This window comes from Tateyamaria sp. syn59 (assembly GCF_007995245.1).
Lineage (GTDB): Bacteria > Pseudomonadota > Alphaproteobacteria > Rhodobacterales > Rhodobacteraceae > Tateyamaria.
The window spans coordinates 172,431-196,443 of record NZ_VCBA01000001.1 but is presented as its reverse complement, the minus strand read 5'-3'; the positions used below and the strand labels follow the sequence as shown (position 1 = coordinate 196,443).

Sequence of the window (24,013 nt, the reverse complement as noted above, 5' to 3'; positions counted from 1 at the left end):
GCGCTGTTAGTGCCGCGTTAACGCACGAAAGCTCACTGTCAGGGCGAGGCGTGGGGGCGCTGATCCTTTTTCAGTGAACGGAGTGTGTCATGTTCAAAACCCTTATCTCTACTGCGGCGGCCGCCGCCTTTCTTATCGGGCCTGCTGTTGAAGCTACAGCAGCAACCGCCGTCGCAAAGCCACCCGCGTCCCACCAGGGCCAGTGGTGGACCCATCCCCTCGGTTGCGAATACAGTCGCGCGGGCCGTCCCGGCGAGACGATGTGGTTTCTGATCGTCAACACCCGCAAGAAAGGCTGCCCATCGTACATCGCCGGCAACACCTGGGGCGGTGTCTACCGTGCGCAAGGATCCAAGATGTGATCCAAAAGCCGCCTGTCGGCGACATGATTTCTGAGTGAAATGGGGGCGCTGCCCCCAAACTCCCGCCGTATTTTTCAAAAGAGAAGAAGATCAGGTCGTCTGGCTGATCTCGGGCGTGAGATAGATCAGCGTCGGGCCGTCTGCGTCGAACGCGGTGCGGACGGTGGTTTGCATCTCTGACAGCGTCTTGGGTGCGGCGGCGTTGGCGCCGAAGGCTTCGGCCAGTTTGCAGAAGTCGGGATTGCGGGCGACGATGGCATTTGGCGCGATCTGGGCGCGGACCATGCTTTCCTCGATCTCTTTCAGTTTGCCGTTGTCCCACAGGATGATCGGCAGCGGCAGGCCCAGTTCGACGGCGACGCCGAGTTCCTGCATGGTGTAGTGAAAGCCGTAGTCGCCGATGATGGCCATGGTTGGCTTGCCCTTGCGCGCGACCGCACCGCCGATGGCGGCTGGGGTCGCGTAGCCGAGGGTGCCGAAGCCCGTGGGGTGGTGCCAATAGCCGGGGCGGTCCATGTCCCAAACCTCTTTCGCGGTGTAGGCAAACTGGGTCATGTCAGAATAGATCATCGTGCCGTCGGGCAGGCAATCGCGCAGGGCGTCGCAGACGGGAACGATGCCGGGACGTTCGGCATCAACCTCAGCGCGCCAGTGGTCGCGGGTCTGCGCGATGTCTTCGGGTTTCCATCCAGTCGCTGGCACATGCCCCGCCGCATCGTCCAGGACCGCTCTCATGATTTCATAGGCCTCACCGAGTATGACGCGATCTTGTGTCCGCTGATGCGTCGCCAGGACAACCGGATCAATGTCGAGGCGGATGACAGGCGCATCGCTGCCAAGTTCGGCGCGCCACATGTCGACTTCGGCCAACTCGCACCCTACGACCAGCACCAGATCGGCACTGTTCAGTACGCGCGCTGACTCCGGTCGGGCCAACGATGCGCCAAAGTACAGCGGATGCCTGGGCGGCATAATCCCACGGCCCGCATAGCTCGTGAAGACGGCTGCGCCCACCGCTTCGGCCAGTTTGGGGTAGAGCGACGCGCCTGTTGTGGCGCCGCCCCCCAGAACCATAACCGGTTTCTGTGCTGACTTGAGCACATCCACGATCCGCGACACGGCAAGTTCGTCGCGTTTCATGTCGCCTGCAAGTTCCTGATTGGCGACAGGGGGTGGCGCTGCAGCGTCCGCTTCGAGCAGATGGATCGGCACTTGCACGTGTTTGGGTCGGGCACGCCTGGTGTCGAACTCCATCAGCGCCCGATCAATAAGGGCATAGGCGGCTTGTGCCGTCCGCGCCTCTTCCGACCAGTCACATACGGTTTCCGCCGCCGCGCGCTGATCCTTCATCTGGTGCAGCTGGCCGTTGGTCGAAGCCGTTTCATCGAGGCAGCTTGAAATCACCAGCATGGGCACGCTGTCGCTGTAGGCCTGTCCCATCGGCGTCATGATGTTCGTCAGCCCCGGCCCCGTGATTACATAAGCCACCCCCGGCTTACCCGTCGCCCGCGCATAGCCGTCGGCCATGAAGCCTGCTCCTTGTTCGTGCCGTGCCAGCACGTGGGTGATCCCCGCCTCTTCGATCCCACGGTACATTTCCTGATTGTGCACGCCGGGAATACCAAAGATCACGTCGACCCCGCGGTCCTTGAGCATGTGGGAGATCTGTGCGCCGAGCGGGCGAGTTTGCGTCATCACGCTCTCCAGAAGTGAATGGTGAACATCACATACACGGCCATCAGCTCCAGCCGTCCGATCAGCATGGCGGCGGCCAACAGCCATTTGGCGGTGTCGTTGAGGCCCGCGAAGTTGCCCGACGGGCCGATCTGGTCGCCGAAGCCGGGGCCGATATTGGCGAGCGCTGTTGCGGCGCCCGACAGCGACGTAACGAAGTCGAGCCCTGTCATGGCGAGGGCCACGGACAGCACACCAAGTGTCACGACGAAGAACATGAAGAAGGACATGACTGAGTTCAGGACATCCTCGCCCACTGGTCGGCCCGCATAGCGTGGCGTGAAGATACCGTGAGGGCTGCGGGTTTTTTGAAGTTGCGCCTTGATCGAGGCAAACAGGAGTTGGTAGCGAAATACTTTGATCGAGCACGCGGTCGAGCCAGCGCAGCCGCCGATAAGGCCAGTGAAGAACAGGACGGCGACGGCAAAGCTGCCCCATTGGCCGTAATCTGCGTTCGCGTAACCGGTGCCCGTCATCAGCGACACCGTATTGAACAGGGCGGTGCGCACCGCCCCCTCGTTCACGGCGTTCTGTTGCCAGAGGTTCCAGCCCGCGATGAGAGCGACAATGGTGAAGGCGGTGATCAGGAAGACGTGTATCTGCCGGTCTTGCAGCAGTGGCTGCGCTGTACCTGCGCTGAGTTGGACAAAGCGGACAAAAGGCAAGGCGGCCAGGATCATGAACACGGTCGCAACATAGGACGGCGCCGGACCAAACGCGCCAAAGGAGGCGTCGTAATTTGCGAACCCGCCTGTCGCGATGGTTGTCATCGCGTGGACCGTCGCGTCAAAGGCGTTCATGCCCGCCGCGATGTAGCACAAGGCGCAGATCAGCGTGAGGGCAACATAGATCACCGAGATGCGGCTCGCGATCTCTGTGGCGCGGGGCAGGATTTTCCCCATCGTGTCAAAGGCTTCGGTGCGGAAGATCTGCATACCCCCCACCCGCAGTTCGGGCAGGAACACCATGGCGACAACGATGATGCCAATGCCGCCAAGCCATTGCAGGATGCCGCGCCACAGCAAGAGGCCCTTGGGCAATGTATCGAGCCCCGAAAGTACCGTGGAACCAGTCGTGGTGAGGCCCGACATCGCCTCGAAAAACGCATCGACATAGCGCGCCTCGGTTACGCCGAAAAAGAACGGCAGCGCGCCAAAAACGGGCAGCGCCAGCCACACGCCAGTTGTCAGAAGGAAGGTCTGCTGGATCGTCAGCCCTTCGCGCACGCCGTTCTGACAGCTGAGCGCGATCATACCGCCAGTCAACACGGTGATCAGGGCACATTCAAGGAAAACCGGCCAATGTCCCCGCCCCTCCGCCACATCGACGAGCATCGGCAGGATCATGGCCAGTCCAAGGACGGCCACAAGCAGGCCGATCACATATCCAACGGGGCGCAGGTCGATCATTGCGCTCAGCGTTGGCGGGCCGCGCGGGCGGTGTCAAGCAACTGGAACCGCGCCGTCAGGTCAGTCTGTTTGCACGCGCCAGAAGCGCCGCAAACGGGTCACAGGTGCATCATGTCCCGGAACACATAGGCCGCGATGTCTTCGCGCCGCAGGTTCATGGCAGCCAGTTCCTCATCCGACTTGGCGCGCAGCGCTTCGATGCGGCGAAAGCGGCTTTCGGCGGCGGCCGACATGGCCGCGGAGTGGCCAAGAGCGGCAAAGAACGCGGTGACGCGATCCAGCAAGCTGCTCAGGATGGAAGTGTTCGAGTGGGAGACGTAAGCCATTGGAGTACCTCGCAAATCTTGCGTAAATCTGTTTCCTCCCGTTGACGCATACATAGGCTTTATTACCGCAACTTACCAATGCTGATACTGCATGGCCGGGTTGCATGCGTGCCCGCAAAAGAAAAAGCGCGCCGGGTCAGGCGCGCTTTCATTTCGCAGGTCGGATGTGCTCTCCGCCCGTCTTACCCTGTGTGAAACAGGGTCTGGAACATCCGCGGGTCGATGCTGTCCGCTTCGAACGTCTCACCTTCAGTCAGGACCGACACGGCGTCGTGGCTGTGCAGGCTTTCCTGATGGCTTGCAACCACGCGGAAGTCGCCGATGCGCACATCTGCCAAAAGCTGTTCGCTGAAGAGCCGCGCGGCATCCTCGACAAAGATCGGATTGGCGGCGTTCAACTCGGCAAAGGCCTGTTCATCCTCGCGCTTCACCATCACCTGCGTTTCGGTCGGCACAGCGCGGCGGCAGGCGTCGATCAGGTCTTCGAACCACATGGTATCCGCATCGTCTTCGAGTGCCACGGAAATCCGTGCGACCGAGCGTTGCGAATGCGGAGTTGCCAACTGGCCACGAACGGCGCGCGCATGTTCGCTCAGTTCCAGCGAACAAGGGCACGTCGAAGAATAGACGTAGTCAAGGTGTACGATGCGCTTGCGCACACCCGCCTGCTCCACCAGTTCCAGCGCAATGTCGTAGTACTGATAGCCCGACAGACCAGAGCGCAGGCTATCTACCCGCACAGGCATGGAAAAGCGCATCTGGATGCGCGCATCAAAGCTGTCGAGGTCCGCCTTGTAGTCGTCCAGAGCCGCCTCGATCACGCCAAAGGAAAACGTCTCTTCCGCATGTTTGTAGAAGGACCGCATGATGCGGGACATGTTGATGCCCTTCTTGTCCGCCTCAAGGCTGACAGTACCGGTCACGGAGGTTTCCAGCGTCAGGGGCGCGCCATCGCGGCTTTCAATCCGCAGCGGCAGACGGAAATTCGAGATGCCCACGTGCTGGATGCGCGTCTTGGCGCCCCGGATCAGGCTCGATGGGCCGTTTTGCAGGTCTGGCAGCGTGTCCTTGTAATCGGCATCGACTCGGAACTCATCCGGGTAGTCTCGCGCAAAGGACGGATAATCGACGCCATCGCTGCCCGGCACAAGCCGTGCGACCGACGGATCAAGCTCGATAATATCTGTGGTTGTGGCGTTTTGGGCCCAGCGGCGGAGTAGTTCCAGTGCTGCTTCGGCCTCGTCGCGCTCGGGTATTGCGGTGATGTCGGGCGTATGAATGTTCATAAAGTAGCCCCCCTTTCTGTCTGCGTGCCGCTTAGAGGTATGCCCCGCGCAGCACTTTTCCAATATTGCCTACAGATACGTGTGATCCTGCAACATGGATGACATTTAGATGGGGCCCCTGCCGCTTTTTCGCGGCAGGGTCACATTGTGCATTATTGTGCCTTTTCCAAGGCTTGCAGGATGTCCGCCACCAGATCGTCGCCGTGTTCGATGCCCACGGACATGCGCACGAGGCCCGGTGTGATGCCCAAGACATCCTTCTGATCCTGTGGCAAACGCTGGTGCGTCGTGGTAGCCGGGTGGGTCAGAATCGACTTCGCATCGCCCAGGTTGTTCGAGATAACCGGGATCGTCAGCGCGTTCAGGAACTTGAACGCCGCATCCTGCCCACCTGACAGATCCAGTGACAGAACGGTGCCCCCCGCGCCGCCCATCTGGCGGCTGATCAGATCGTGCTGCGCGTGGCTTGGGTGGCCGGGATAGATCACGCGGGCAAGCGCCGCATGGCCCTGAAGGGCTTCGGCCAGTTGCAGAGCCGACGCCGCCTGGGCCCGCACTCGCAGCTCCATCGTTTCCAGCCCCTTGAGCATGACCCAAGCGGTGAACGGCGACATGGCCGCGCCCGTGTGCTTCATGTAGGGTTCGACCGTTTTGCGGATGAATTCTTGGGTGCCAAGGATCACACCGCCCAGCGCGCGCCCCTGCCCGTCCACGTGTTTGGTGGTGGAGTAAATGACCACGTCCGCGCCCTGCGCTATGGCGTCAGAGAACACGGGCGTAGCGAAGACGTTGTCGACCAGGACCATCGCGCCGACCGCATGGGCCAAGTCAGACACCGCTTGGATGTCAACGACTTCTAGTGTCGGGTTCGAGATGCTTTCGAAAAACACCGCCGTGGTGCCGGGCGTGATCGCAGCGCGCCATGCCTCGATGTCGGTGCCGTCCACGAACTCAACCTCGACCCCGTAGCGGTTCAGCACCTCTTCCAGCACATACAGGCAGGACCCGAACAGCGCGCGGGCCGACACAACCCGGTCCCCAGCCTTGAGCATCGAAGTCAGCGCCCCCGACACCGCAGCCATGCCCGAAGCGGTCGCAAAGCCGTCCTCGGCCCCTTCCAGCATCGCGATCCGCTCTTCGAACATGCGCACGGTCGGGTTTCCGTAGCGGGCATAGATGAACTCGTCTTCACCCAACGTTTCAAACCGCTGCGCCGCCGCTTCGGCGGTCGGGTAAACAAACCCCTGGGTCAGAAAAATCGCCTCGCTCACCTCGCCATACTGGCTGCGGCGGGTACCGCCGTGGACAGCACGGGTGCGCGCATTCCATGTGTCGGACATGTTCAGTCTCCATCGCGGGCCTGGAATGGGGTCAGGCCACAAAAAACCCCCAGACGCGGGTCAAGCGAAAGGGGGGCTTTCATCCTGACCTTTTAGCGGAAGTGTTTAACGTGGCCCGCAATCCGGTAACAAATCGCCACATTTCAGGGAGTACGCCTGCCGCATCGCAGCGTCAACACCGTCACGGTGCTGTAACCTAAAATTCATCGCCGCGTCATATGCCTGCGCCATAGGAGCCCCACAACATGTGGTAGGAGGCGCGGACATGCCCATCCTGAGACTGAATGCCGGTGCGGGCGGATTGGCTTTGCACGGCTCTCCTGTGCCTGCTCTGCCCGCCCTGCGCCACGCGGCCCGCGGTACGGGCCCGATCATCATCCTGATCCACGGCTTCAAATACGACCCCAGCGACACAAGGTTCTGCCCGCACGCCCGCATCTTTGGCCGCACTCGACACCTGGACAGCACGCACCGCCAATGGCTGCGGCCCCTGGGATTTGGCTGTGGCCATGCCGATGAAGGGCTGGCGATCGCCTTCGGCTGGCGCGCACGCGGCAACCTGTGGCGCGCGCAGCGGTCGGCGCGCGCAGCGGGCGTGGCGCTGTCCCAGACCATCCGCATCCTCCGCGCCACTGCACCAGATCGGCCCATCCACGCCATCACGCATTCCATGGGCTCCGAAGTGATCTTTGAGGCGCTGCACCACCTGCCGCCCCACGCGCTCCAGCGGATCATCGCGATCACCGGGGCCAGCTATGCCAGCGTGGCCGAAACCGCACTTGAGACCGTCGCGGGACGCACGGTCGAATTGCTCAACATCACCAGCCGCGAAAACGACCTGTTCGACCTAATGTTTGAACGCCTGATTGCGCCCGATGTCGCGCAGGATCGCGCTATGGGCAGCGGCCTGTCCCTGCCTCATATCGTCAATATTCAACTCGACTGCACCCGCACCCTCGCAGCCCTCACCCGGTTCGGGGGCCATATAGACGCGCCGCAGCGGCGCATCTGCCACTGGTCCGGCTACACCCGCGCGGGCGCGCTCCGGTTCTACGCCCGCGCCCTGCGCCATGCGGATGCCGTGCCTCTTGATGCCCTGCAAGATGCCCTTCCCGATCACGCAGCACCGCGCTGGTCACGTATCTTTGCAGCGCCGCACCTGCCCTCTTACTTGCCCGCCGGTCAGAAAACCGCAACATGAGCCCCGGACTGCCCGGAGGACATGATGATCGACCTGTACTATTGGCCCACGCCCAACGGCTGGAAGGTTTCCATAGCGCTTGAGGAATTCGGCCTGCCATACAAGGTTCACTTGATCGACATCCGCGCCGGAGATCAGTTCAAGCCGGACTTCCTGAAAATCGCGCCCAACAACCGGATGCCAGCAATCACCGACCCGGATGGGCCGGACGCCGAACCGATCTCGATTTTTGAAAGCGGCGCGATCCTCCAATACCTCGCCCGAAAGACCGGCCGCTTCGGGGGTAAGACTGAACGGGAACGTATCGCCGTCGACCAATGGCTGATGTGGCAGATGGGCGGCGTCGGCCCGATGGCCGGACAAACACACCACTTTCTGAAATACGCACCGCAAATGGGGCACGACATCCCCTATGCCAAGGACCGCTACCGCAGTGAAACCGCGCGGCTTTACGGCGTGCTGGACCGGCAGCTGGCCGAGAATGAGTATGTCGCGGGTGACTATTCCATCGCCGACATGGCGATCTGGCCGTGGGCGTCTTTGTGGGAAGGACAGGAACAGACCCTCGACGACAAACCCAACCTCGCCCGCTGGCTTGATCTGGTGGGCAGCCGCCCAGCCGTGCAGCGGGGCCATGCCCTGCACCTCGATCTGCGGACCGCCAAGCAGAACAAGACATCACAAGAAAACCTGTTCGGTCGCAAAGCCTGACGCCACTATTGACGCCTGACGTCTCAAAAAGTGCTTTGAAAATTGCGCCTTCCGGTCCACCCTGCGCGGCGGGGAAACGGGAAGACGAAAATGCTGAACGATGTGGTGCCGCCAGAGTGGATCGTGCTGGCGGCAGGTGTTGTGTTCACGCTGGGCTATCTGATCATCAATCAGGTCATTCTGCGGCTGATGATCCTGACCGGCACGTTGCTGTATATCTGGTACTACGCGGTGGCTGCCGATGTCCCGCTTTGGGAGGCAATCTATACCTCCATCGTGATGGGCGTCGCCAATGTGATCGGACTGAGCAGCCTGTTCTGGCGGAACTCGCCGCTGGCCGTCCCGATAGCACATCGCGACATCTATCCACAGTTCGAAGGTCTGCCACCCGGCGATTTCCGGGAACTGGTCGTGCGCGCCCGCCGCTACACCCTGGACGCGGATCGGGACATCTCGACCGAAGGTTCGGCCATGACGTCGCTGTTCTATGTCATCTCCGGCGCAATCCAGATCGAGAAACGCGGCGAGCGTTTTGTAATGCCGCCCCGCCTGTTCGTGGGTGAGGTGGCGTATCTGTCACATCAACCCAGCGCCGCCACGACCCGGCTGGAGGCGGGTGCAGAGGTGCTGGAATGGGACGTGGCAGACTTGCGCGCCCGCGCCGCGCGCAAGTCGCGGTTCAAGCTGGCGTTGGAGGCGATGATCTCGCGTGATCTTGCGCTCAAGGTCGCGTTTGCCGTCGCGCCCCGTCAGGGGAATTGGCAACATGACGCGGAAAAGATCCGTAGCGCGCGCGCCTAGGCCTTGGAGCTTTCGTCGTCTTCTTCGGAAATCAAGTGCTCTTGCAACGCTGCGAATTGCAGGAAGATGAAGGCGATCATAGCAATTGGAAAGCCGAAGGTTTCGATCTTCACCCACGTATCGGTCGACATGGTGCGCCAAATGATCTCATTCGCAACCGCGAGCGTGGCAAACATCGCGCATAGTCTGCGGGTGAGGATCATCCATCCCTCATGCCGCATGGGCACAGCGTCGGCCAGCACATAGGCCAGCCAGCTTTGCCCGCGCAGCAGGCCGATCCCGAGCAGCACGGCAAAGAAGCCGTAGACGATGCTGGTTTTCATTTTGAAGAACCGTTCGTCATTGAACCACGCCGTGAGCGCGCCGAAGAAGATCAGCATGAACGCGGTAAAGACCTGCATCCGGCTCAGCTGTCGTGTCAGCGCCCAGAGGACACCCATTGCCGTCAGCATGATGGGCACGAAGATCAGCGTGGCGACGATGAAGCCGGAGTATTCGGTGCCCGCGAATTCATAGGTTTCATCGCGGATCCGCAGGTAGATGAGGAAAAAGACCAAGGGCGGGCCCAGTTCCAGCACCTGTTTGAGCAAGGGGTTGATCTCGCGTGCCTCTGCCATGTTCTGCCTCTTGTTACCCGCCCATCTCGACGATCACAGCCCCAGCGGCGATCAGCGCCATCAGGGCAATTCTGCGCGGTCCTACCGTTTCTTTCAGCACCAGCCAACCGATGATTGCGGCAAATACGGTGGATGTTTCCCGCAGCACCGCCGCCTCCCCCACCTTGTCCAGCCGGGTCGCCATCATAATGGAGCCGAAGGAAAGGAAGGCAACGATGCCGCCGATCACGCCTTTGAGCATCAGCGGCGGCAATGCGGGTGGGTTCTTCATCCGTTTCCAGCGCATGTAAGCGACGGGCGGCATGAAGATGCCGTCGATCATGAAAAACCACGCGAGGAAGGTGAAAGGATTCTCGGTCGCCCGGATCCCATAGGCGTCATAGGTGGTGTAGAGGGCGACGAAAAGCCCCGTGATCACGGCGAGGCCGAGGGCCATCGGCAGCGTGTCGCGGTTGGTTTCGAGGTGGCGGAGGTTGTAAAGGGCGAGGCCGTAGATTCCGGCTAGGAGGACTCCCACTCCGAGCCATTGGATGATCGTGAAGGTTTCGGAGAAGAGGAGGTAGGCGCCGATGACTGTGAAAAGGGGGCCGGTGCCGCGGACCACGGGGTAGACGACGGTGAAATCGCCCTTGGTGTAGGCCCAAGCCTGCAGGACTTTGTAGGCCACGTGGATCAGGAAAACGACGCCAAAGATGGGCCACATGTGGGGTTCGGGCCAGGGCACCACGAACAGGGCAAAGGGGGCGGCCATGAGGCCGTAGGAGGCGTCGATGGCGCCGCGGGTCAGCCACGGATCGTGCCGGCCCTTTTGGAGGGCGCCGAAAACGGCGTGGAGGAAGGCCGCGGAAATGGCGAGATAAAGGGCTACCGTGTGGCCCGTTTCGGTGCCTTCGATGCTTGCGAGCCAGTCGGTCATATCTAGGGTGTCCCAGCGTAGGACATTTTGCAAATCATTGATTTTGCTGACTTAAGAACCTTCCAAATTCGTTAACGCCGCCGCGAACTCTTCGGGGTCGAAGGGCGAGAGGTCGTCGATTTGCTCGCCCACGCCGATGGCGTGGATGGGCAGGCCGAACTTGTCGGCGAGCGCAACCAGCACACCGCCTTTTGCCGTGCCGTCGAGCTTGGTCATGACGAGGCCTGAGACATCCGAGACCTCCTGGAACACCTTGACCTGCGCCAGAGCGTTCTGACCCGTTGTGGCGTCCAGCACCAGCAGCGTGTTGTGCGGGGCGCTTTCGTCTTTCTTGCGGATGACGCGGACGATCTTGGCGAGCTCTTCCATCAGGTCGCCACGGTTTTGCAGACGGCCCGCGGTGTCGATCATCAGAAGGTCGGCGCCGTCGGCCTGAGCCTTGGTCATAGCGTCGAAGGCGAGGCTGGCGGGGTCGGTGCCTTCGGGTGCGGTGAGCACGGGCACCCCTGCCCGTTCGCCCCAGACCTGCAATTGTTCGACGGCTGCGGCACGGAATGTATCGCCTGCGGCGATCACCACAGATTTGCCTGCGGCGCGGAACTGGCTGGCAAGTTTGCCGATCGTTGTGGTCTTGCCGGAACCGTTAACGCCTACCACGAGCACCACTTGCGGTTTCTGCGGATAGAGCGGCAGGGGTTTGGCGACGGGGTCCATGATCCGGGCGATTTCCTGGGCCATGAGTTCCTTGATTTCCTGCACCGATAGCTTTTTGCCCATGCGCCCCTCGGCCATGTTTGCGGTGACGCGGAGGGCGGTGTCGACGCCCATATCGGCGGCGATGAGCAGCTCCTCAAGCTGTTCCAGCATGTCGTCGTCAAGTTCGCGCCGCATGACGGGGGCAGCGTCACGGCGGCCCAGCAGGCGACCGAGCAGGCCCCGCTTAGGCTGGTCGGGTGCGGGTGCTGTTTCGACCAGTGCGGAGGGATTGACGACGGCAGCCATGGTGGCCGGTTCGGGGTCCACGGCCTGCGGCAGTTCCTCGACCGCTGCGGCGGGGGTTTCCATGGCAAGATCGGTCGGGCGCGGGGTGGGTTCCGGCTCTGGCTCTGGCTCTGGCTCTGGCTCTGGCTCTGGCTCTGGCTCTGGCTCTTGCTCTGGCTCTGGCTCTGGCTCTGGCTCTGGCTCTGGCTCTGGCTCTGGCTCTGGAATGACAATCGGATCCGGTTCGGGTGCAAGAGGTGGATCGACCGGTTCGGACATCGGCTCCGGATCGGAAATCTGCGGCACCTCCGCTGGCGCGGATGCGGGCACGGGGTCCGCGAGCGGGGGCATTTCCGTAGGTGTGGGCGCTGGGGTCGGGTCGGGTGTCGGTATGATCTCGGGGTCCGGGGCTGCGGCCTCTTCCACGCCGCCATCTTCGACGATCGCCTCCAGCCCCTCGTCAATCTTGGACGAGGATTTGAAGAGCCGGTCCTTGAGTTTCTTGAAAAATGCCATGATGCCCCGATACTTGACCTGACCCTCACCTAATACGAGCGCGCTGGCATGAAAAGGTATGAGTTCTGGGCGGTTCTGCTGCTGTTTGTGGCGACGGCCCTGCCGATGCCGGTGGCGGCGCGGTCACCGGGTACGCTGTGTTCGGACGGATCGCTGGGACCTGTGGCCTGTATCCGGCCCGAACATGCGGCGTTTGATATCTGCCAGCATATCGAGGATGCGAGCCGCAGGCATCTGCTGGATGCCGGGTTCTTTGCGCGGCTCTTGTGGCAGGAGAGCAGGTTTGATGCCAATGCGCTGAGCCCTGCGGGCGCGCAGGGGATTGCGCAGTTTATGCCGGGGACGGCGAAACTGCGCGGTTTTTCAGACAGTTACAATCCGGCAGAGGCGATGGAGCGGTCGGCGCAGTATCTGGCCGAGTTGCAGCGCCGCTATGGCAATGCGGGGTTGGCGGCGGTGGCCTATAACGGCGGCGAGCGGCGGGCTGACGGGTTCATGGAAGGCGGCGGGCTGGCGCGGGAGACCGTCAACTATGTCCAGATCATCACCGGCCTGACGGCGGAGGAGTGGCGGGATGCGCCGCCTGACACCCATGGTTTTGCGCTGGAGACGGGCAAGCCGTTCATGCCCGCGTGCCTTGCCATGGCGCGCAGCCGGAAGGTGAGCAAGATCAAGGGGATACCGGGCAAACCTACGCTCCCGAAGTGGGGCGCGCAGATCGGGTTTGGTGCGACCAAGGCGGCGGCGGAGCGCAAGGCGCAGGCGGTGGCGCGGTCCTGTCGCGCGCTAGGCGATGCGAAGGTCGACATCGTGTTTGTGAAGAACCGGGTGCAGGGGCGGCCCGGATATCACATGGCCCGTGTGTCGGGGAATGACCGTGGTGCCGTGTCGAAGATTTGTCAGGATGTGCGGGCGCAGGGGTGTCCCTGCGCCGTTTACAAGAATTGGTAGCACCGGACCTGTTAGGTCTTTAGATTTCGTCTGCGAAGTGCTGGATCGTCAGCTTGATCGGGTTCGGGGCCGCCTGCCCCAGACCGCAGATGGAGGCATCGGTCATGGCGGTGCAGAGCTCGCCCAGCAGGTCCTGATCCCATGTGTCCGCCTGCATCAGCTTGACCGCCTTTTCGCAGCCCACCCGGCACGGAGTGCATTGGCCGCAGCTTTCATCTTCGAAGAATTTCAGCATGTTGAGGGCGGCGTCGCGGGCGCGGTCGTGGTCTGACAGCACGACCACGGCGGCCGAGCCGATGAACGTGCCGTGCGGTTGCAGGGTGTCGAAGTCGAGAGGGATGTCGTTCATGGAGGCCGGGAGCAGGCCCGAGGATGGACCGCCCGGCTGGTAGGCTTTGAACACGTGGCCGTCAGCCATGCCCCCTGCGGCCTCGATGATGTCGGTGATTGTTGACCCTGCGGGCAGCAGGTAGACGCCCGGATTGGCGACGCGGCCCGAGACGGAGTAGCTGCGTAGGCCGGTGCGCCCGTTTTTCTCGGTGCTGTTCAGGACCTCTGGCCCTTCGCGGCAGATCCGCGCGATCCAGTGCAGCGTTTCGACGTTATGGACCAGTGTGGGCTGGTTGAAGATGCCGACCTGCGCCACGTATGGGGGCCGGTGGCGTGGGAGGCCGCGTTTGCCTTCGATCGACTCGATCATGGCGGATTCTTCGCCGCAGATATAGGCGCCTGCGCCGCGGCGGAGGTCTATGTAACCTTTGGGGGCGAGGCCGGCCTCTTCGATCCTTTGGATCTCATCGGCGAGGATTTTGAGGACGGCGGGGTATTCGTCGCGCATGTAAATGAAGCAGGTGTCGGCCTCGACCGCCCAGGCGGCGATGAGCATGCCCTCAAGGAAGAGGTGCGGCGTGCGTTCGAGGTAGTAGCGGTCTTTGAATGTGCCCGGTTCGCCCTCGTCCCCGTTGACGGCGAGGTAGCGGGGGCCTGCATTGGCGCGGACGAAGCCCCATTTGGTGCCGGAGGGGAAGCCTGCGCCGCCGAGGCCCCGGAGGCCGCTTTCCTTGATTTTGGCTTGGACGTCTTCCCAGTTGCCGTTTGCGCGGAGGGATTTGAGTGCGTCGTAGCCGCCCTGCGCCATGTAGGCGTCGAGGGGTTCGTAGGCGGGGATGTGGGCGTGGGTGTCGTCGGCGGCGATGGCGGCTTGGACCTTTTCGACCGTGGCGTGGTCGATGTGGTTGTGGCCGAGTTCGAGCGTGGGGGCGGTGTCGCAGCGGCCCATGCAGGGGGCGCGGAGGACGCGGACTTGGGTGGGGTCGAGGCCGTCTTCGAGGGCGGCTTTGAGTTGTTGGGCGCCTGCGAGTTCGCAGCTGAGCGAGTCGCAGACGCGGATTGTGAGGGCTGGGGGTGGCGTCTCGCCTTCTTTTACCACGTCGAAATGGGCGTAGAAGGTGGCGACCTCGTAGACCTCGGCCATCGACAGGCGCATTTCTTCGGCGAGTGCGCGCAGGTGGGCGGCGGAGAGGTGGTCGTAGGTGTCCTGGATCAGGTGCAGGAACTCGATCAGCAGGTCGCGGCGGCGGGGTTGGTCGCCGAGGAGCGCGCGGACCTCGTCCCAGGCTTGATCTTCGAGCGCGCGGCCTTTGGGGCGGACGCGGCCCTTGCCCTTGCCGGATTTCCAGACGCCTTTTCCGTTGGTCGATTGATCGAGTGCCATTGCACCTCTCCTGCCTGCGTGTTGCGCGCAGAATATCAGCGCCCTTCGGGCGCGTTCAGCCCAAAAGCGACGCCCTGCGATCCAATCGACGCGCCTATCGTCACCATGTCGCCGCCAATCGGTCACGCTTTGGCAGCAAATTGGCGTTAGCCTCCCCCGCCAGCGCGGTGTCGGAGGCCGCGTGGGCTGAAACCGGAGCGATTCTGTGACCCTGCCACCGCTGGTGCCTTTTGCGATTGCGAGCCTTTTGCCGGGCTTTTGCCTGGCGGCGGCGTGCCTGTTTGGCGGGCCATGGCCCGGCGTTGCGGTGCTTGTGATCACGGTGGTGGTGTTCTTTCTCGACAAGCTGCCGGTGCGGGCTGGGGGGACGGACGCGAAGGGGCATCGGTTGTCGGAGGTTTTGGGGCTTGCCCACTTTGTGCTGCTGGGCCTGAGCGTGTCGGCGATGGGGGCGGATTTTCCGTTGCACGACAAGGGGTTGATCGTTATCGCGGCGGGTCTGTTCTTTGGACAAGTGTCCAATTCTAATGCGCATGAGTTGATCCACAGGGCCGACCACTGGGCATTTCGGCTGGGGGCGGCGTGCTACAGTTCGATCCTATTTGGCCATCACACCAGCGCGCACCGGCTGGTGCACCACATCCACGTAGCGACCGAGAAGGACCCGGCCACGGCACGGCGGGGTGAAGGGTTCTGGGCCTATCTGCCGCGCACCTGGAGTGGCAGTTTTCGCGCCGGGCTAAGGGCGGAACGGCAGCGGCACGGGGGTGTCGCCGTGCCGCTGCCTTACCTGTTCTATGGCGTTGGTGCGGTAGCGAGCCTGGGTGTCGCCCTGCTGATTGGAGGGGTGCCGGGGCTGATCGGGCTGATCCTGATCAGCCTTTATGCGCAGGCGCAGCTTATGCTGTCGGATTACGTGCAACATTATGGTTTGGTGCGGAAAACCCTGCCCGATGGGCGGCGGGAGCCGATGGGTCCGGCCCATTCGTGGAACGCGCCGCACTGGTATTCGGCGGCCATGATGCTGAACGCACCGCGCCATTCGGCGCATCATGCGCGCCCTGCCACGGCCTTTCCCCAGCTTGATCTGGATGCAGACCGGATGCCGATGCTGCCCCATTCCCTGCCTGTGATGGCGGTGCTGGCGCTGGTGCCGCCGCTCTGGCGGCGTGTGATGGACAAACGGGTCGATCGCTGGACCGATGCCGGACCTCAAGGCGAGTTGATGCCGGAACTAGCCTGAGGCACTGGCGGGCGCGCGCGCCCTCTGGCAGAGTGCGCGCATGTTCTTTCGCATGTTGATCGCCGCCTTCGCCCTTTGCGCCAGCGCTGTGTCGTCGGAGCCCATGAGTGCCGCCGAGTTCGAGGCCTATGTCACTGGCAAGACGCTGTATTTCGGACGCGCAGGCGAAGCCTATGGCGCTGAAATCTATCACGAAAACCGGCGCGTGACGTGGTCGTTCCTGGATGGGGACTGCAAGGAGGGGCGCTGGTATCCGGAGGGCGAACTGATCTGTTTCGTCTACGAGGATCGGCCCGATCCGCAATGCTGGACCTTTGAAAAAGGCCCGCGCGGGTTGATCGCGACCTTTGCCAACGATCCGGCGAGCACGGAGTTGTACGAGGCGCAGGATCTGGGCGAGGAAATGATCTGTCACGGTCCCAAGATCGGGGTCTGAGGCGGATCGAGATCCGCCTTACCCGTAAGGCGCATCCTGATGCGCCCTAGAACAGCGATCCCTGTTCGGGGGTTTTGGCTGCCTTTTTCACAGCCGTCTTGCCGCCGCCCAGTTTGAGCCGCCCGTCGGCGAATTCAATCTCAAGCCCGCTGGCCTGTTCGGCCTGCGCTTTGGTCGTCAGCACCTCGCCCCCGCCGCGCACCACGGCATAGCCGCGCGCGAGCGTCGCCTTGTAGCTGAGGGTTTCGCGCAGGCGGTCCATGGCGTCGAGCTTGCGTTGCAGGCCATCGACCTGTCGCTGGCCCGCCGCCTGCAGGCGCGTTGTGACATCTTGCAGGCGTTCGGATTTGCGCGCCGCATCCTGTGCGATCCGGGCGGGTGTCAGACGGGTGGCGCGGGTTTCGAACCGCTCGCGTTTCGCTGCCGCCACGCGGGCGAGTGCGGGTTCCAACCGGGCCGAGAGGGCCTGTAGCCTCCGTTTTTCGGCTTCAATACTGCGCTGCAATGTGACCGGGCGCAGGCTGCCCGATACGTCCGACAGGCGCACCTTGCGCCGCTGTACCCCTGCAATCAGGGCCGGGCCAAGCTGTCCGCCAATCACGTCGAGCCGCTGGCGCGGCCCTTCGACCAGCGCGTCGGCGCGGGGCAATGCGCGGGCGAGGTCGCGCAGGCGCTGTTCGCGCCGTTGCATGGCGCCGCTGACCGCACCGGTCATGCGCGCGCCTGCCTGTTCGACCCAGGCCAGCAATTCGTGGCGCACGGGCACCGCAATTTCCGCTGCTGCCGTGGGCGTTGGCGCGCGGCGGTCTGACACGAAGTCGATCAGCGTGGTGTCCGTTTCGTGGCCCACGGCCGAGATCAGCGGGATGTCGGAGGCAGCGGCGGCGCGTGCCACGATTTCTTCGTTAAAGCCCCAAAGGTCTTCGACCGAGCCGCCACCGCGGGCGACGATCAGCAGGTCGGGGCGCGGCAGTGCGCCGCCGGGTGTAAGTGCATTGAAACCTTGGATCGCGCGCACGACCTCGGGGGCGCAATTTGCTCCCTGAACCGCGACCGGCCAGATCAATACCTTACGGGGAAAGCGGTCGCGCAGGCGGTGCAGGATGTCGCGGATTACGACGCCCTGTAGGGACGTGACCACGCCGATCACCTCGGACAGATAGGGCAGCGGCCGTTTGCGGGCATCGTCAAAGAGCCCCTCGGCCGCGAGCGCTTTCTTGCGTTTTTCCAGAAGCGCCATAAGCGCCCCCTGCCCCGCGATGGCGATCCGTTCGGCGTTGAGCGAGAATTTCGACTGGAAGCCCGAGGCGGTCATGCGCCCCTCGGCCACGACCTCCATCCCTTCCTCGGGCATGGTGCCGAGGCCCGGCACCTGCCCTTTCCACGTCATGCAGGACAGGACATTCCGGTCGTCCTTGAGGTCGAAATAGAGGTGGCCTGACCGGGCAAGGACCACGCGCCCGACCTCGCCCTTGATCCGGACCCAGCCCAGTTCGCCCTCGATCAGCTTGCGCACGCGCCCCGCGATTTCCGAAACCGAGAATTCGGGCGTGTTCGAGCCGGGAACGGGGTCGTCGATCAGGTCCATGGGCTGTCCTTGTGCCGGAGGTCCCACCAGCTTAGAACGCGCCCCAGTAAAGGCCAAGGAGCAAGCGATGAACATTCTGATTTTGGGTGGCGGCGGCCGCGAGCACAGCTTGGCCTGGGCGGTGTTGCAGAACCCCAAATGCGACCGGTTGGTGGTCGCACCCGGCAATGCGGGGATCGCTGCGATTGCGGAATGTGCCGCCTTGGACATCGAGGATGGCGGGGCCGTGGTGGGCTTTGCAGAGGCCGAGAGCATTGATTTCGTCATCGTTGGGCCCGAAGCGCCATTGGCCGCGGGTGTGGCGGATCGGTTGCGCGATGCGGGTGTGCTGGTCTTTGGTCCCAGCCAAGCGGCGGCCCAGTTGGAGGCGTCGAAGGCTTTTACCAAGTCCGTGTGCGACGTGGCAGGTGCGCCGACGGCGGCGTATGGGCATTTCACGGAAGCCAACGCAGCCAAGGCGTATGTCAGCGCGCAGGGTGCGCCCATTGTCGTCAAAGCGGACGGGTTGGCCGCCGGCAAAGGTGTGATCATCGCCGAGACCGTCGCCGACGCCCATGCCGCCATCGACGACATGTTCGGCGGTGCCTTTGGTGGCGCGGGGGCCGAGGTTGTCATCGAAGAGTTCATGGAGGGCGAGGAGGCGTCCTTCTTTGTGCTGTGCGACGGGACCGAGGTGCTGCCTATCGGCACGGCGCAGGATCACAAGCGCGTGGGCGAAGGCGATACCGGCCCCAACACGGGCGGCATGGGGGCCTACACCCCTGCTCCGGTCCTGACGGATACGGTTGCCGAGCGCGCATTGTCAGAGATCATCCGCCCGACCATGGCCGAGATGGCCGCACGTGGGATGCCGTACCAGGGCGTGCTCTATGCCGGGTTGATGATCCAGGACGGCGCCCCGCGGCTGGTGGAATACAACGTGCGCTTTGGCGATCCGGAGTGCCAGGTGCTGATGATGCGGCTGGGCGCGCAGGCGCTGGATCTGATGCACGCGGCTGCAGAGGGGCGGCTGAACACGGCGCAGGTGAACTGGGCGGATGATCACGCGATCACGGTGGTCATGGCAGCAGACGGCTATCCCGGCAGCTACGACAAAGGGGCGGTGATCGGCGGGCTCGACGCCCTGCCCGAGACGAGCAGCCAGATGGTGTTCCACGCAGGCACGACCGCGCAAGACGGCAAGATCACCGCGTCCGGTGGCCGAGTTCTGAACGCGACGGCGCGGGGGCCATCCCTGCGTGCGGCCGCGGATGCAGCCTACGCCATGGTGGACGCCATCGACTTCCCGGGCGGCTTCTGCCGACGCGACATCGGGTGGCGGGCGCTGGACTGAACAGCGCGATCACAGGCGCTGCCCCCTTCGACCCAGGCTCAGTTTTGAGGCTGTGCCCAAGACGGTCTGCGGCTCTGCCCGTTCGAACCTGAAAGCCACCCCCGGAGACGGTCCGAGACGGTCCGCATTCCCTGTTTCAAAAAATCCCCGCCGGAGGCTCCTGCACTATCAACCCGCGCGACCGGTCACCAGGAAAGCGCCGGTCAGGACGTCGGCGCTTGGGTACAGGCCACCGGTTCATCGCTGATCTCGACCACTTCCTGCACCTCACCCAGATCGTCGGTGGACGCTACAAACAGTCGCGCATCGCGCAGGAACGGCACCCAGCAATGAGTGACGCCGGGCGGATCGTCGTCGTAGTCGAAACAGACCTGACCTTCTTCCGCCGTGACAAGACCATAGGCGCAGGTGCCGTTGGCACGGGCCCAGACCGTGCGGGTGCGAGACAAGAATTGCTCCGTCCCCACCGGCTGGCGGTCCGGAAAGGTTGAAAATGAAGCGGTGCGTTTTTCAACGAGGTCAAGGAATTGCTCGGGGCTCAGCCGCTCCTGCGCCTCAACCGGCGACGTCCACAAACCCAGAGCGAGGCCCAAAACAACGCCCGGGATAAAGGCCGCTTCAAAACTCAGGCAGATCAGTCGCATGTCATGGCTCGGGCAAAGGCCGGGCGGGTCGTGTCGGTGCCCAGATATGTCAAGGCGAACTGCGCGCCATCCCATGTGATTGCGGCCAGATCGGACCAGTTCGCGGTCGCCAGAACCATCTCCGGACCTTGGCCGCAGGTGCGGATGCCGCCCGCGATGTCGGTCTCTCCGATCCGGTGATTTGTCACGCCGCGCAGGTCGGCGGCGTGCTGCAACGCGCCATCCATATAGCGCCAGATGCGCAGGGTCTTGGCTAAGTGCGGGCGGTCGACATAGGCGATCTCGACCACGCCGTCGCCATCAAGGTCGGCAGCCCCAACAGGCGCCAGCCAGCGGTTGCGCGTGCCGATATGCGGCGTCTCGGTGATCTTGCCTTGCGCACCGTATATGGCAAAGGCGGCACCCGCCGACATGTCGGCCTCGACCACCACCACTTCAGACGTGCCATCGCCGTCCAGATCGGCAAGGCGCGGGGCGATGTCCTCGAACACGTGATCGCGCGGCAACACAAAACGGCGTATTTCGCCGCCTTGCAGGGTGAGCTCAAGCGTGCCCCATTCGATTGCATCACCAAGAACACCATGGGCGTAACGGTCGGTCGGGTCCGCATAGCGCGCCTCGACAACCGTGTCGGCCCATGCGGGTGCGACAACGGCAACAAGCGCCGCTGCCGCCTGCCAAGAGCACGCCGCCTGCCGCCCGCCGCGGGCGAAACCGCGCCAAAGTCGAGACAGCAGACGCGGCGCCACCGCCATGATCAGATCTGCTTTTCGGGCATGTTCACCACCAGACCGTCGAGCGCATCGGTGACCTTCAACTGGCAGGTCAGGCGCGAGCGGGTCTCGTCCGGCTCGTAGGCAAAGTCGAGCATGTCGGTTTCCATGTCGTCCTTTTCCGGCAGCTTCTCGACCCAGTCGGGGTGCACATAAACGTGACAGGTCGAACAGGCGCAGGCGCCACCGCAGTCAGCCTCGATCCCGGGAATGTTATTGTCACGCGCGCCTTCCATGACCGTCAGGCCATTGGCAACGTCCACCACATGTTCGGTGCCGCCATGTTCGATATAAGTGATCTTGGCCATCTCTCTGCCCCTTCAATTCCGCGTTTCGCATATCTCTACCGGGCAGGAGATAAGGCTGCCAGCCCCTTTTGCGACCCCCTGCTTTTCCCCTTGCGACACCGTGCATTTGTTCTATTTTTGTTCTCATGCAGGTTTTCCCACCGCCCAGATCACAGATACACGCACATGCTCCGTCACGGGGGCCTGCCGCCTGGCCGCGCCCGCCCTCCTGCATGCGTGCGTCCGAACTGAACCTGCCGCCTTTGAATGCACGGGTGGCGGTGGCCGGGCTGGTGATCCTGCGCCAACGCCCCGGCACGGCCAAGGGGGTGATCTTTCTCACGCTCGAGGACGAGACGGGGGTGGTGAACATCATCGTGTGGCGCCATATTTACGAGCGCTTTCGCCGCGCGGTGGTGGCAGGCCGGATGCTGAAGGTGACGGGGCGGATGCAGCGCGCCCACAATGTCACCCATGTGCTGGCCGAAGAGATCGAGGATATTTCCCCCCTGCTCGACCAGCTTCTGGCCGAGGGCACGGGACGGCAGATGGGGGCCGAGGCGCGGACTGATACATGGGACAGCCGCCGGGATCGCTGAAGCCCACGGGCCCTCTGCGGTCAAGGCAAGACTATGCAGGGGATACAGGCACCGCTATTGTGGCGTTAAAAGCCCATCCAGAGGCCCGAGCATGACAGTCAAATCCTTCTTCCCCGTTATGGCGGCGGCCCTTGCGCTGACGGCCTGTGCCGACAACGGAACCGTCACATCGGCGTCCAATATCGACCCGATCTCGCTGGCCAGCGCGCCTCCGGGGGCCGCCCCCGGCACTTGCTGGGGCAAGTCTGTAACCCCCGCCGTGATCGAGACGGTGACGCGCAAGGTCCTGTTGCAGCCCGCCCAGATCAGCAGCGACGGGCGGGTGCAGACGCCGCCCATCTACAAGACCGAGACCCGACAGGAGGTCGTCCAGCCACGGCGCGAGACCTGGTACGAAATCATCTGCGAAGACGACGTGACCCCGGATTTCATCGCCTCAGTCCAGCGCGCGCTGGAGGCACGGGGGCTCTATACCGGTCCCATCACCGGAGAGATGGATGCGCGCACACGCGCCGCCATCGGGCGGTATCAAAGCGCCGAAGGGTTGGAGAGCAAGGCGCTGTCCATTGCTGCCGCCCGCAAGCTAGGTCTGGTCGCCGTCGCCCGCGACACGTGACGGTTGGGCGCACCGCAGGTGCGCCTTACAATTGACTGCCCCAAGAAAAAGGCGCCCCGCGGGGCGCCTTTCGTCATTCAAGGTAATGCGGGTTTACTCAGCCAGGCTGAGGGCCACAAAGCGTGGGTCGCCCGCACGGCGCACAAGCAGCAGCAGCGACTTGCGCCCGGCTTCGCCAACCTCTTCGAGACGGGTCTCGAACTCGCCGATGCTGTTGACCTTTTGCTGGCCCGCTTCGGTGATGATGTCACCCGCGCGCAGACCTTTTTCGTAGGCTTCCGAGGTTTCATCGACCTCGACCACGGCCAAGCCTTCCTGGTCTGCGTCCGCGCCAAGCTGTTCGCGCAACTCGTCCGTCAGCGTGCTGAGCGTCAGGCCCAGCACATCCTTGGTTTCGGCTTCGGCAGGCTCGTCCGGTGCGGGCGCTGCGGCAGGCACGGCGCCTTCAGCTTCTTCCCGGCGGCCCAGCGTGACGCGCAGGGTCACAGTTTCACCTTCGCGGAAAACAACGACGCGCACGGTTTCACCGACGGGGCTGTTGCCCACCTGGCGCACAAGGCCGCGCGTGTCTTCCACGTCGACGCCTGCAAAGCTCAGGATCACGTCACCGTCCTGCATGCCTGCTTCCAATGCGGGTCCCTCGGGCACGGACGTCACCAGTGCGCCTGCCACCGTTTCAAGACCGATGGCCTCTGCAATATCGTCGGTCACGTCCTGAATGCGCACGCCCAACCAGCCGCGGCGGGTTTCACCAAACTCCTGCAACTGGTCGACCACGCGGGTCACTACGTTGGAGGCCATGGAAAAGCCGATGCCGATGGAGCCGCCATTGGGCGACAGGATGGCCGTGTTTACGCCGATCACCTGCCCGTCCATGTTAAAGAGCGGGCCGCCCGAGTTGCCGCGGTTGATGGCAGCGTCGGTCTGGATGTAGTCGTCATATGTGCCGCTCAGCGCGCGGTTGCGGGCCGATACGATCCCGGCCGAGACGGAAAAGCCCTGTCCCAACGGGTTGCCCATGGCCACCACCCAGTCGCCCACACGGGCCTCGTCGCTATTGCCGAAAGGCACGAACGGCAATGGTCCGTCCGCTTCGACCTTGAGCAGGGCGATGTCGGTGTTGGGGTCGGTGCCGACCAGTTCCGCCGTCAATTCATCGCCATTGAAGAACTCGATGTTGATCTCATCCGCGCCGTCGATGACGTGGTTGTTGGTGACGATGAACCCGTCCTCCGAGATCACAAAGCCCGAACCGAGGGCCGACGAGCGGCGGGGCCGATCGCCGGGCCCGTTGCGGTCCTGAAATTCACGGAAGAAATCTTCGAACGGTGAGCCTTCGGGTACGATTCCCTGCGGGCCCGTCCGGCCCTCGACCACGGTCGAAGTGGTAATGTTGACAACCGAGGGACTGATCGTTTCGGCCAGGGGGGCCAGGCTTTCGGGGCGGGCCTGCGCCATAAGCGCCTGCACCAGCACAAAGGCGAGGCCAAGCGCGCCGAGCCAGAGGGCGCGCACGAATGGCGCCGGGGACATCTGTCGTGAAACTGCGATTGCCTGTCGCTGCATCAGGGTACTCCTGCGTAATATTATTGACCTGATCGGTCGCTTGCACACGGGGTCGTGCGCGGC

General features: G+C 63.3%; 24 protein-coding genes and 1 riboswitch. Of the genes, 10 read left to right on the top strand and 14 right to left on the bottom strand.

Features of this window, described 5'->3' with window-relative positions; genetic code table 11:
* Positions 1 to 89: 89 nt before the first annotated feature.
* A complete protein-coding gene (locus FD715_RS01000; RefSeq protein ID WP_223274689.1) occupies positions 90 to 362 on the top strand; it encodes a hypothetical protein in 273 nt (90 codons plus the stop codon).
* A 90-nt stretch (positions 363 to 452) separates the two neighbouring features.
* Here FD715_RS01000 and FD715_RS00995 read toward each other — a convergent pair whose 3' ends face one another.
* The 5 genes from FD715_RS00995 to metZ all read right to left on the bottom strand — a co-directional run bounded on the left by FD715_RS00995 (position 453) and on the right by metZ (position 6,457).
* Positions 453 to 2,057, bottom strand: coding sequence for a 5-guanidino-2-oxopentanoate decarboxylase (locus FD715_RS00995; RefSeq protein WP_147103902.1), 1,605 nt, complete (start codon positions 2,055 to 2,057; stop codon positions 453 to 455).
* A complete protein-coding gene (locus tag FD715_RS00990) occupies positions 2,057 to 3,505 on the bottom strand; it encodes a TrkH family potassium uptake protein (RefSeq protein ID WP_147103899.1) in 1,449 nt (482 codons plus the stop codon). Before FD715_RS00990 ends, FD715_RS00995 begins: the two co-directional genes overlap by 1 nt.
* Positions 3,506 to 3,603: 98 nt before the next feature.
* Positions 3,604 to 3,831 (bottom strand): hypothetical protein, encoded by a 228-nt coding sequence (locus FD715_RS00985; RefSeq protein WP_147103896.1) that lies wholly within the window; start codon positions 3,829 to 3,831, stop codon positions 3,604 to 3,606.
* Positions 3,832 to 4,013: 182 nt separating this feature from the next.
* On the bottom strand, positions 4,014 to 5,117 hold the full coding sequence (folE2, locus tag FD715_RS00980) for a GTP cyclohydrolase FolE2 (RefSeq protein ID WP_147103893.1): 1,104 nt from the start codon (positions 5,115 to 5,117) through the stop codon (positions 4,014 to 4,016).
* Positions 5,118 to 5,269: 152 nt separating this feature from the next.
* Entirely contained in the window at positions 5,270 to 6,457 is a 1,188-nt protein-coding gene (metZ, locus tag FD715_RS00975) for an O-succinylhomoserine sulfhydrylase (protein WP_147103890.1), read from the bottom strand.
* Between the two features lie 72 nt (positions 6,458 to 6,529).
* A riboswitch (SAM riboswitch) is annotated at positions 6,530 to 6,607 on the bottom strand.
* Positions 6,608 to 6,722: 115 nt separating this feature from the next.
* Between metZ and FD715_RS00970 the strand changes: the two genes are divergently transcribed.
* The 3 genes from FD715_RS00970 (at position 6,723) to FD715_RS00960 (ending at position 9,170) form a co-directional block, all read left to right on the top strand.
* On the top strand, positions 6,723 to 7,658 hold the full coding sequence (locus FD715_RS00970) for an alpha/beta hydrolase (RefSeq protein WP_147103887.1): 936 nt from the start codon (positions 6,723 to 6,725) through the stop codon (positions 7,656 to 7,658).
* A gap of 24 nt (positions 7,659 to 7,682) precedes the next feature.
* Entirely contained in the window at positions 7,683 to 8,369 is a 687-nt protein-coding gene (locus FD715_RS00965; RefSeq protein ID WP_147105120.1) for a glutathione S-transferase N-terminal domain-containing protein, read from the top strand.
* Positions 8,370 to 8,459: 90 nt separating this feature from the next.
* Complete coding sequence (locus tag FD715_RS00960) at positions 8,460 to 9,170, top strand: Crp/Fnr family transcriptional regulator (protein ID WP_147103885.1); 711 nt, start codon at positions 8,460 to 8,462, stop codon at positions 9,168 to 9,170.
* Here FD715_RS00960 and FD715_RS00955 read toward each other — a convergent pair.
* Genes FD715_RS00955 through ftsY form a run of 3 tightly spaced genes read right to left on the bottom strand, consistent with a single transcriptional unit; the run spans position 9,167 to position 12,200 of the window.
* The gene (locus FD715_RS00955; protein WP_147103882.1) at positions 9,167 to 9,787 is read right to left on the bottom strand and encodes an inner membrane-spanning protein YciB; all 621 of its coding nucleotides are present in this window, start codon (positions 9,785 to 9,787) and stop codon (positions 9,167 to 9,169) included. The genes FD715_RS00960 and FD715_RS00955 overlap by 4 nt on opposite strands.
* A 13-nt stretch (positions 9,788 to 9,800) precedes the next feature.
* Positions 9,801 to 10,703, bottom strand: a complete 903-nt coding sequence (locus tag FD715_RS00950) for an EamA family transporter (RefSeq protein WP_147103879.1) — start codon at positions 10,701 to 10,703, stop codon at positions 9,801 to 9,803.
* A gap of 51 nt (positions 10,704 to 10,754) precedes the next feature.
* Positions 10,755 to 12,200, bottom strand: coding sequence for a signal recognition particle-docking protein FtsY (gene ftsY, locus FD715_RS00945; RefSeq protein ID WP_147103876.1), 1,446 nt, complete (start codon positions 12,198 to 12,200; stop codon positions 10,755 to 10,757).
* A gap of 48 nt (positions 12,201 to 12,248) precedes the next feature.
* Here ftsY and FD715_RS00940 point away from each other — a divergent pair, with 48 nt between their 5' ends.
* Positions 12,249 to 13,151: a lytic transglycosylase domain-containing protein gene (locus FD715_RS00940; RefSeq protein WP_147103873.1), complete on the top strand. Its 903-nt coding sequence runs from the start codon at positions 12,249 to 12,251 to the stop codon at positions 13,149 to 13,151.
* Between the two features lie 19 nt (positions 13,152 to 13,170).
* On the opposite strand, the gene FD715_RS00935 is transcribed toward FD715_RS00940, so the two are convergent.
* On the bottom strand, positions 13,171 to 14,865 hold the full coding sequence (locus tag FD715_RS00935) for an NAD(P)H-dependent oxidoreductase subunit E (RefSeq protein ID WP_147103870.1): 1,695 nt from the start codon (positions 14,863 to 14,865) through the stop codon (positions 13,171 to 13,173).
* Positions 14,866 to 15,070: 205 nt separating this feature from the next.
* On the opposite strand from FD715_RS00935, the gene FD715_RS00930 reads away from it, so the two are divergent.
* The gene (locus FD715_RS00930) at positions 15,071 to 16,108 is read left to right on the top strand and encodes an alkane 1-monooxygenase (protein WP_223274688.1); all 1,038 of its coding nucleotides are present in this window, start codon (positions 15,071 to 15,073) and stop codon (positions 16,106 to 16,108) included.
* A 40-nt stretch (positions 16,109 to 16,148) separates the two neighbouring features.
* Positions 16,149 to 16,544, top strand: coding sequence for a hypothetical protein (locus FD715_RS00925; protein ID WP_147103867.1), 396 nt, complete (start codon positions 16,149 to 16,151; stop codon positions 16,542 to 16,544).
* 46 nt (positions 16,545 to 16,590) lie between these two features.
* On the opposite strand, the gene xseA is transcribed toward FD715_RS00925, so the two are convergent.
* Positions 16,591 to 18,132, bottom strand: a complete 1,542-nt coding sequence (gene xseA / locus FD715_RS00920; RefSeq protein WP_147103864.1) for an exodeoxyribonuclease VII large subunit — start codon at positions 18,130 to 18,132, stop codon at positions 16,591 to 16,593.
* Between the two features lie 67 nt (positions 18,133 to 18,199).
* Between xseA and purD the strand changes: the two genes are divergently transcribed.
* Positions 18,200 to 19,465, top strand: coding sequence for a phosphoribosylamine--glycine ligase (gene purD, locus FD715_RS00915; RefSeq protein WP_147103861.1), 1,266 nt, complete (start codon positions 18,200 to 18,202; stop codon positions 19,463 to 19,465).
* 203 nt (positions 19,466 to 19,668) lie between these two features.
* Here the strand turns inward: purD and FD715_RS00910 are convergent, their stop codons facing one another.
* The 3 genes from FD715_RS00910 to FD715_RS00900 are packed head-to-tail and all read right to left on the bottom strand — an operon-like array spanning position 19,669 to position 21,190.
* Positions 19,669 to 20,109 (bottom strand): hypothetical protein, encoded by a 441-nt coding sequence (locus FD715_RS00910; RefSeq protein WP_147103858.1) that lies wholly within the window; start codon positions 20,107 to 20,109, stop codon positions 19,669 to 19,671.
* Positions 20,100 to 20,864 carry a VCBS repeat-containing protein gene (locus FD715_RS00905; protein ID WP_147103855.1) on the bottom strand — a complete coding sequence of 255 codons (765 nt, stop codon included), beginning with the start codon at positions 20,862 to 20,864 and terminating at the stop codon, positions 20,100 to 20,102. The genes FD715_RS00910 and FD715_RS00905 overlap by 10 nt, the downstream gene beginning before the upstream one ends.
* A 2-nt stretch (positions 20,865 to 20,866) precedes the next feature.
* Positions 20,867 to 21,190 (bottom strand): 2Fe-2S iron-sulfur cluster-binding protein, encoded by a 324-nt coding sequence (locus tag FD715_RS00900; RefSeq protein ID WP_147103853.1) that lies wholly within the window; start codon positions 21,188 to 21,190, stop codon positions 20,867 to 20,869.
* A gap of 125 nt (positions 21,191 to 21,315) precedes the next feature.
* Between FD715_RS00900 and FD715_RS00895 the strand changes: the two genes are divergently transcribed.
* Together FD715_RS00895 and FD715_RS00890 are read left to right on the top strand one after the other, a co-directional pair.
* The gene (locus tag FD715_RS00895; RefSeq protein ID WP_147103850.1) at positions 21,316 to 21,768 is read left to right on the top strand and encodes an OB-fold nucleic acid binding domain-containing protein; all 453 of its coding nucleotides are present in this window, start codon (positions 21,316 to 21,318) and stop codon (positions 21,766 to 21,768) included.
* A 91-nt stretch (positions 21,769 to 21,859) separates the two neighbouring features.
* Positions 21,860 to 22,384: a peptidoglycan-binding domain-containing protein gene (locus FD715_RS00890; protein WP_147103847.1), complete on the top strand. Its 525-nt coding sequence runs from the start codon at positions 21,860 to 21,862 to the stop codon at positions 22,382 to 22,384.
* Between the two features lie 93 nt (positions 22,385 to 22,477).
* Here FD715_RS00890 and FD715_RS00885 read toward each other — a convergent pair whose 3' ends face one another.
* Positions 22,478 to 23,950, bottom strand: coding sequence for a Do family serine endopeptidase (locus FD715_RS00885; protein ID WP_147103845.1), 1,473 nt, complete (start codon positions 23,948 to 23,950; stop codon positions 22,478 to 22,480).
* Positions 23,951 to 24,013 lie beyond the last annotated feature (63 nt).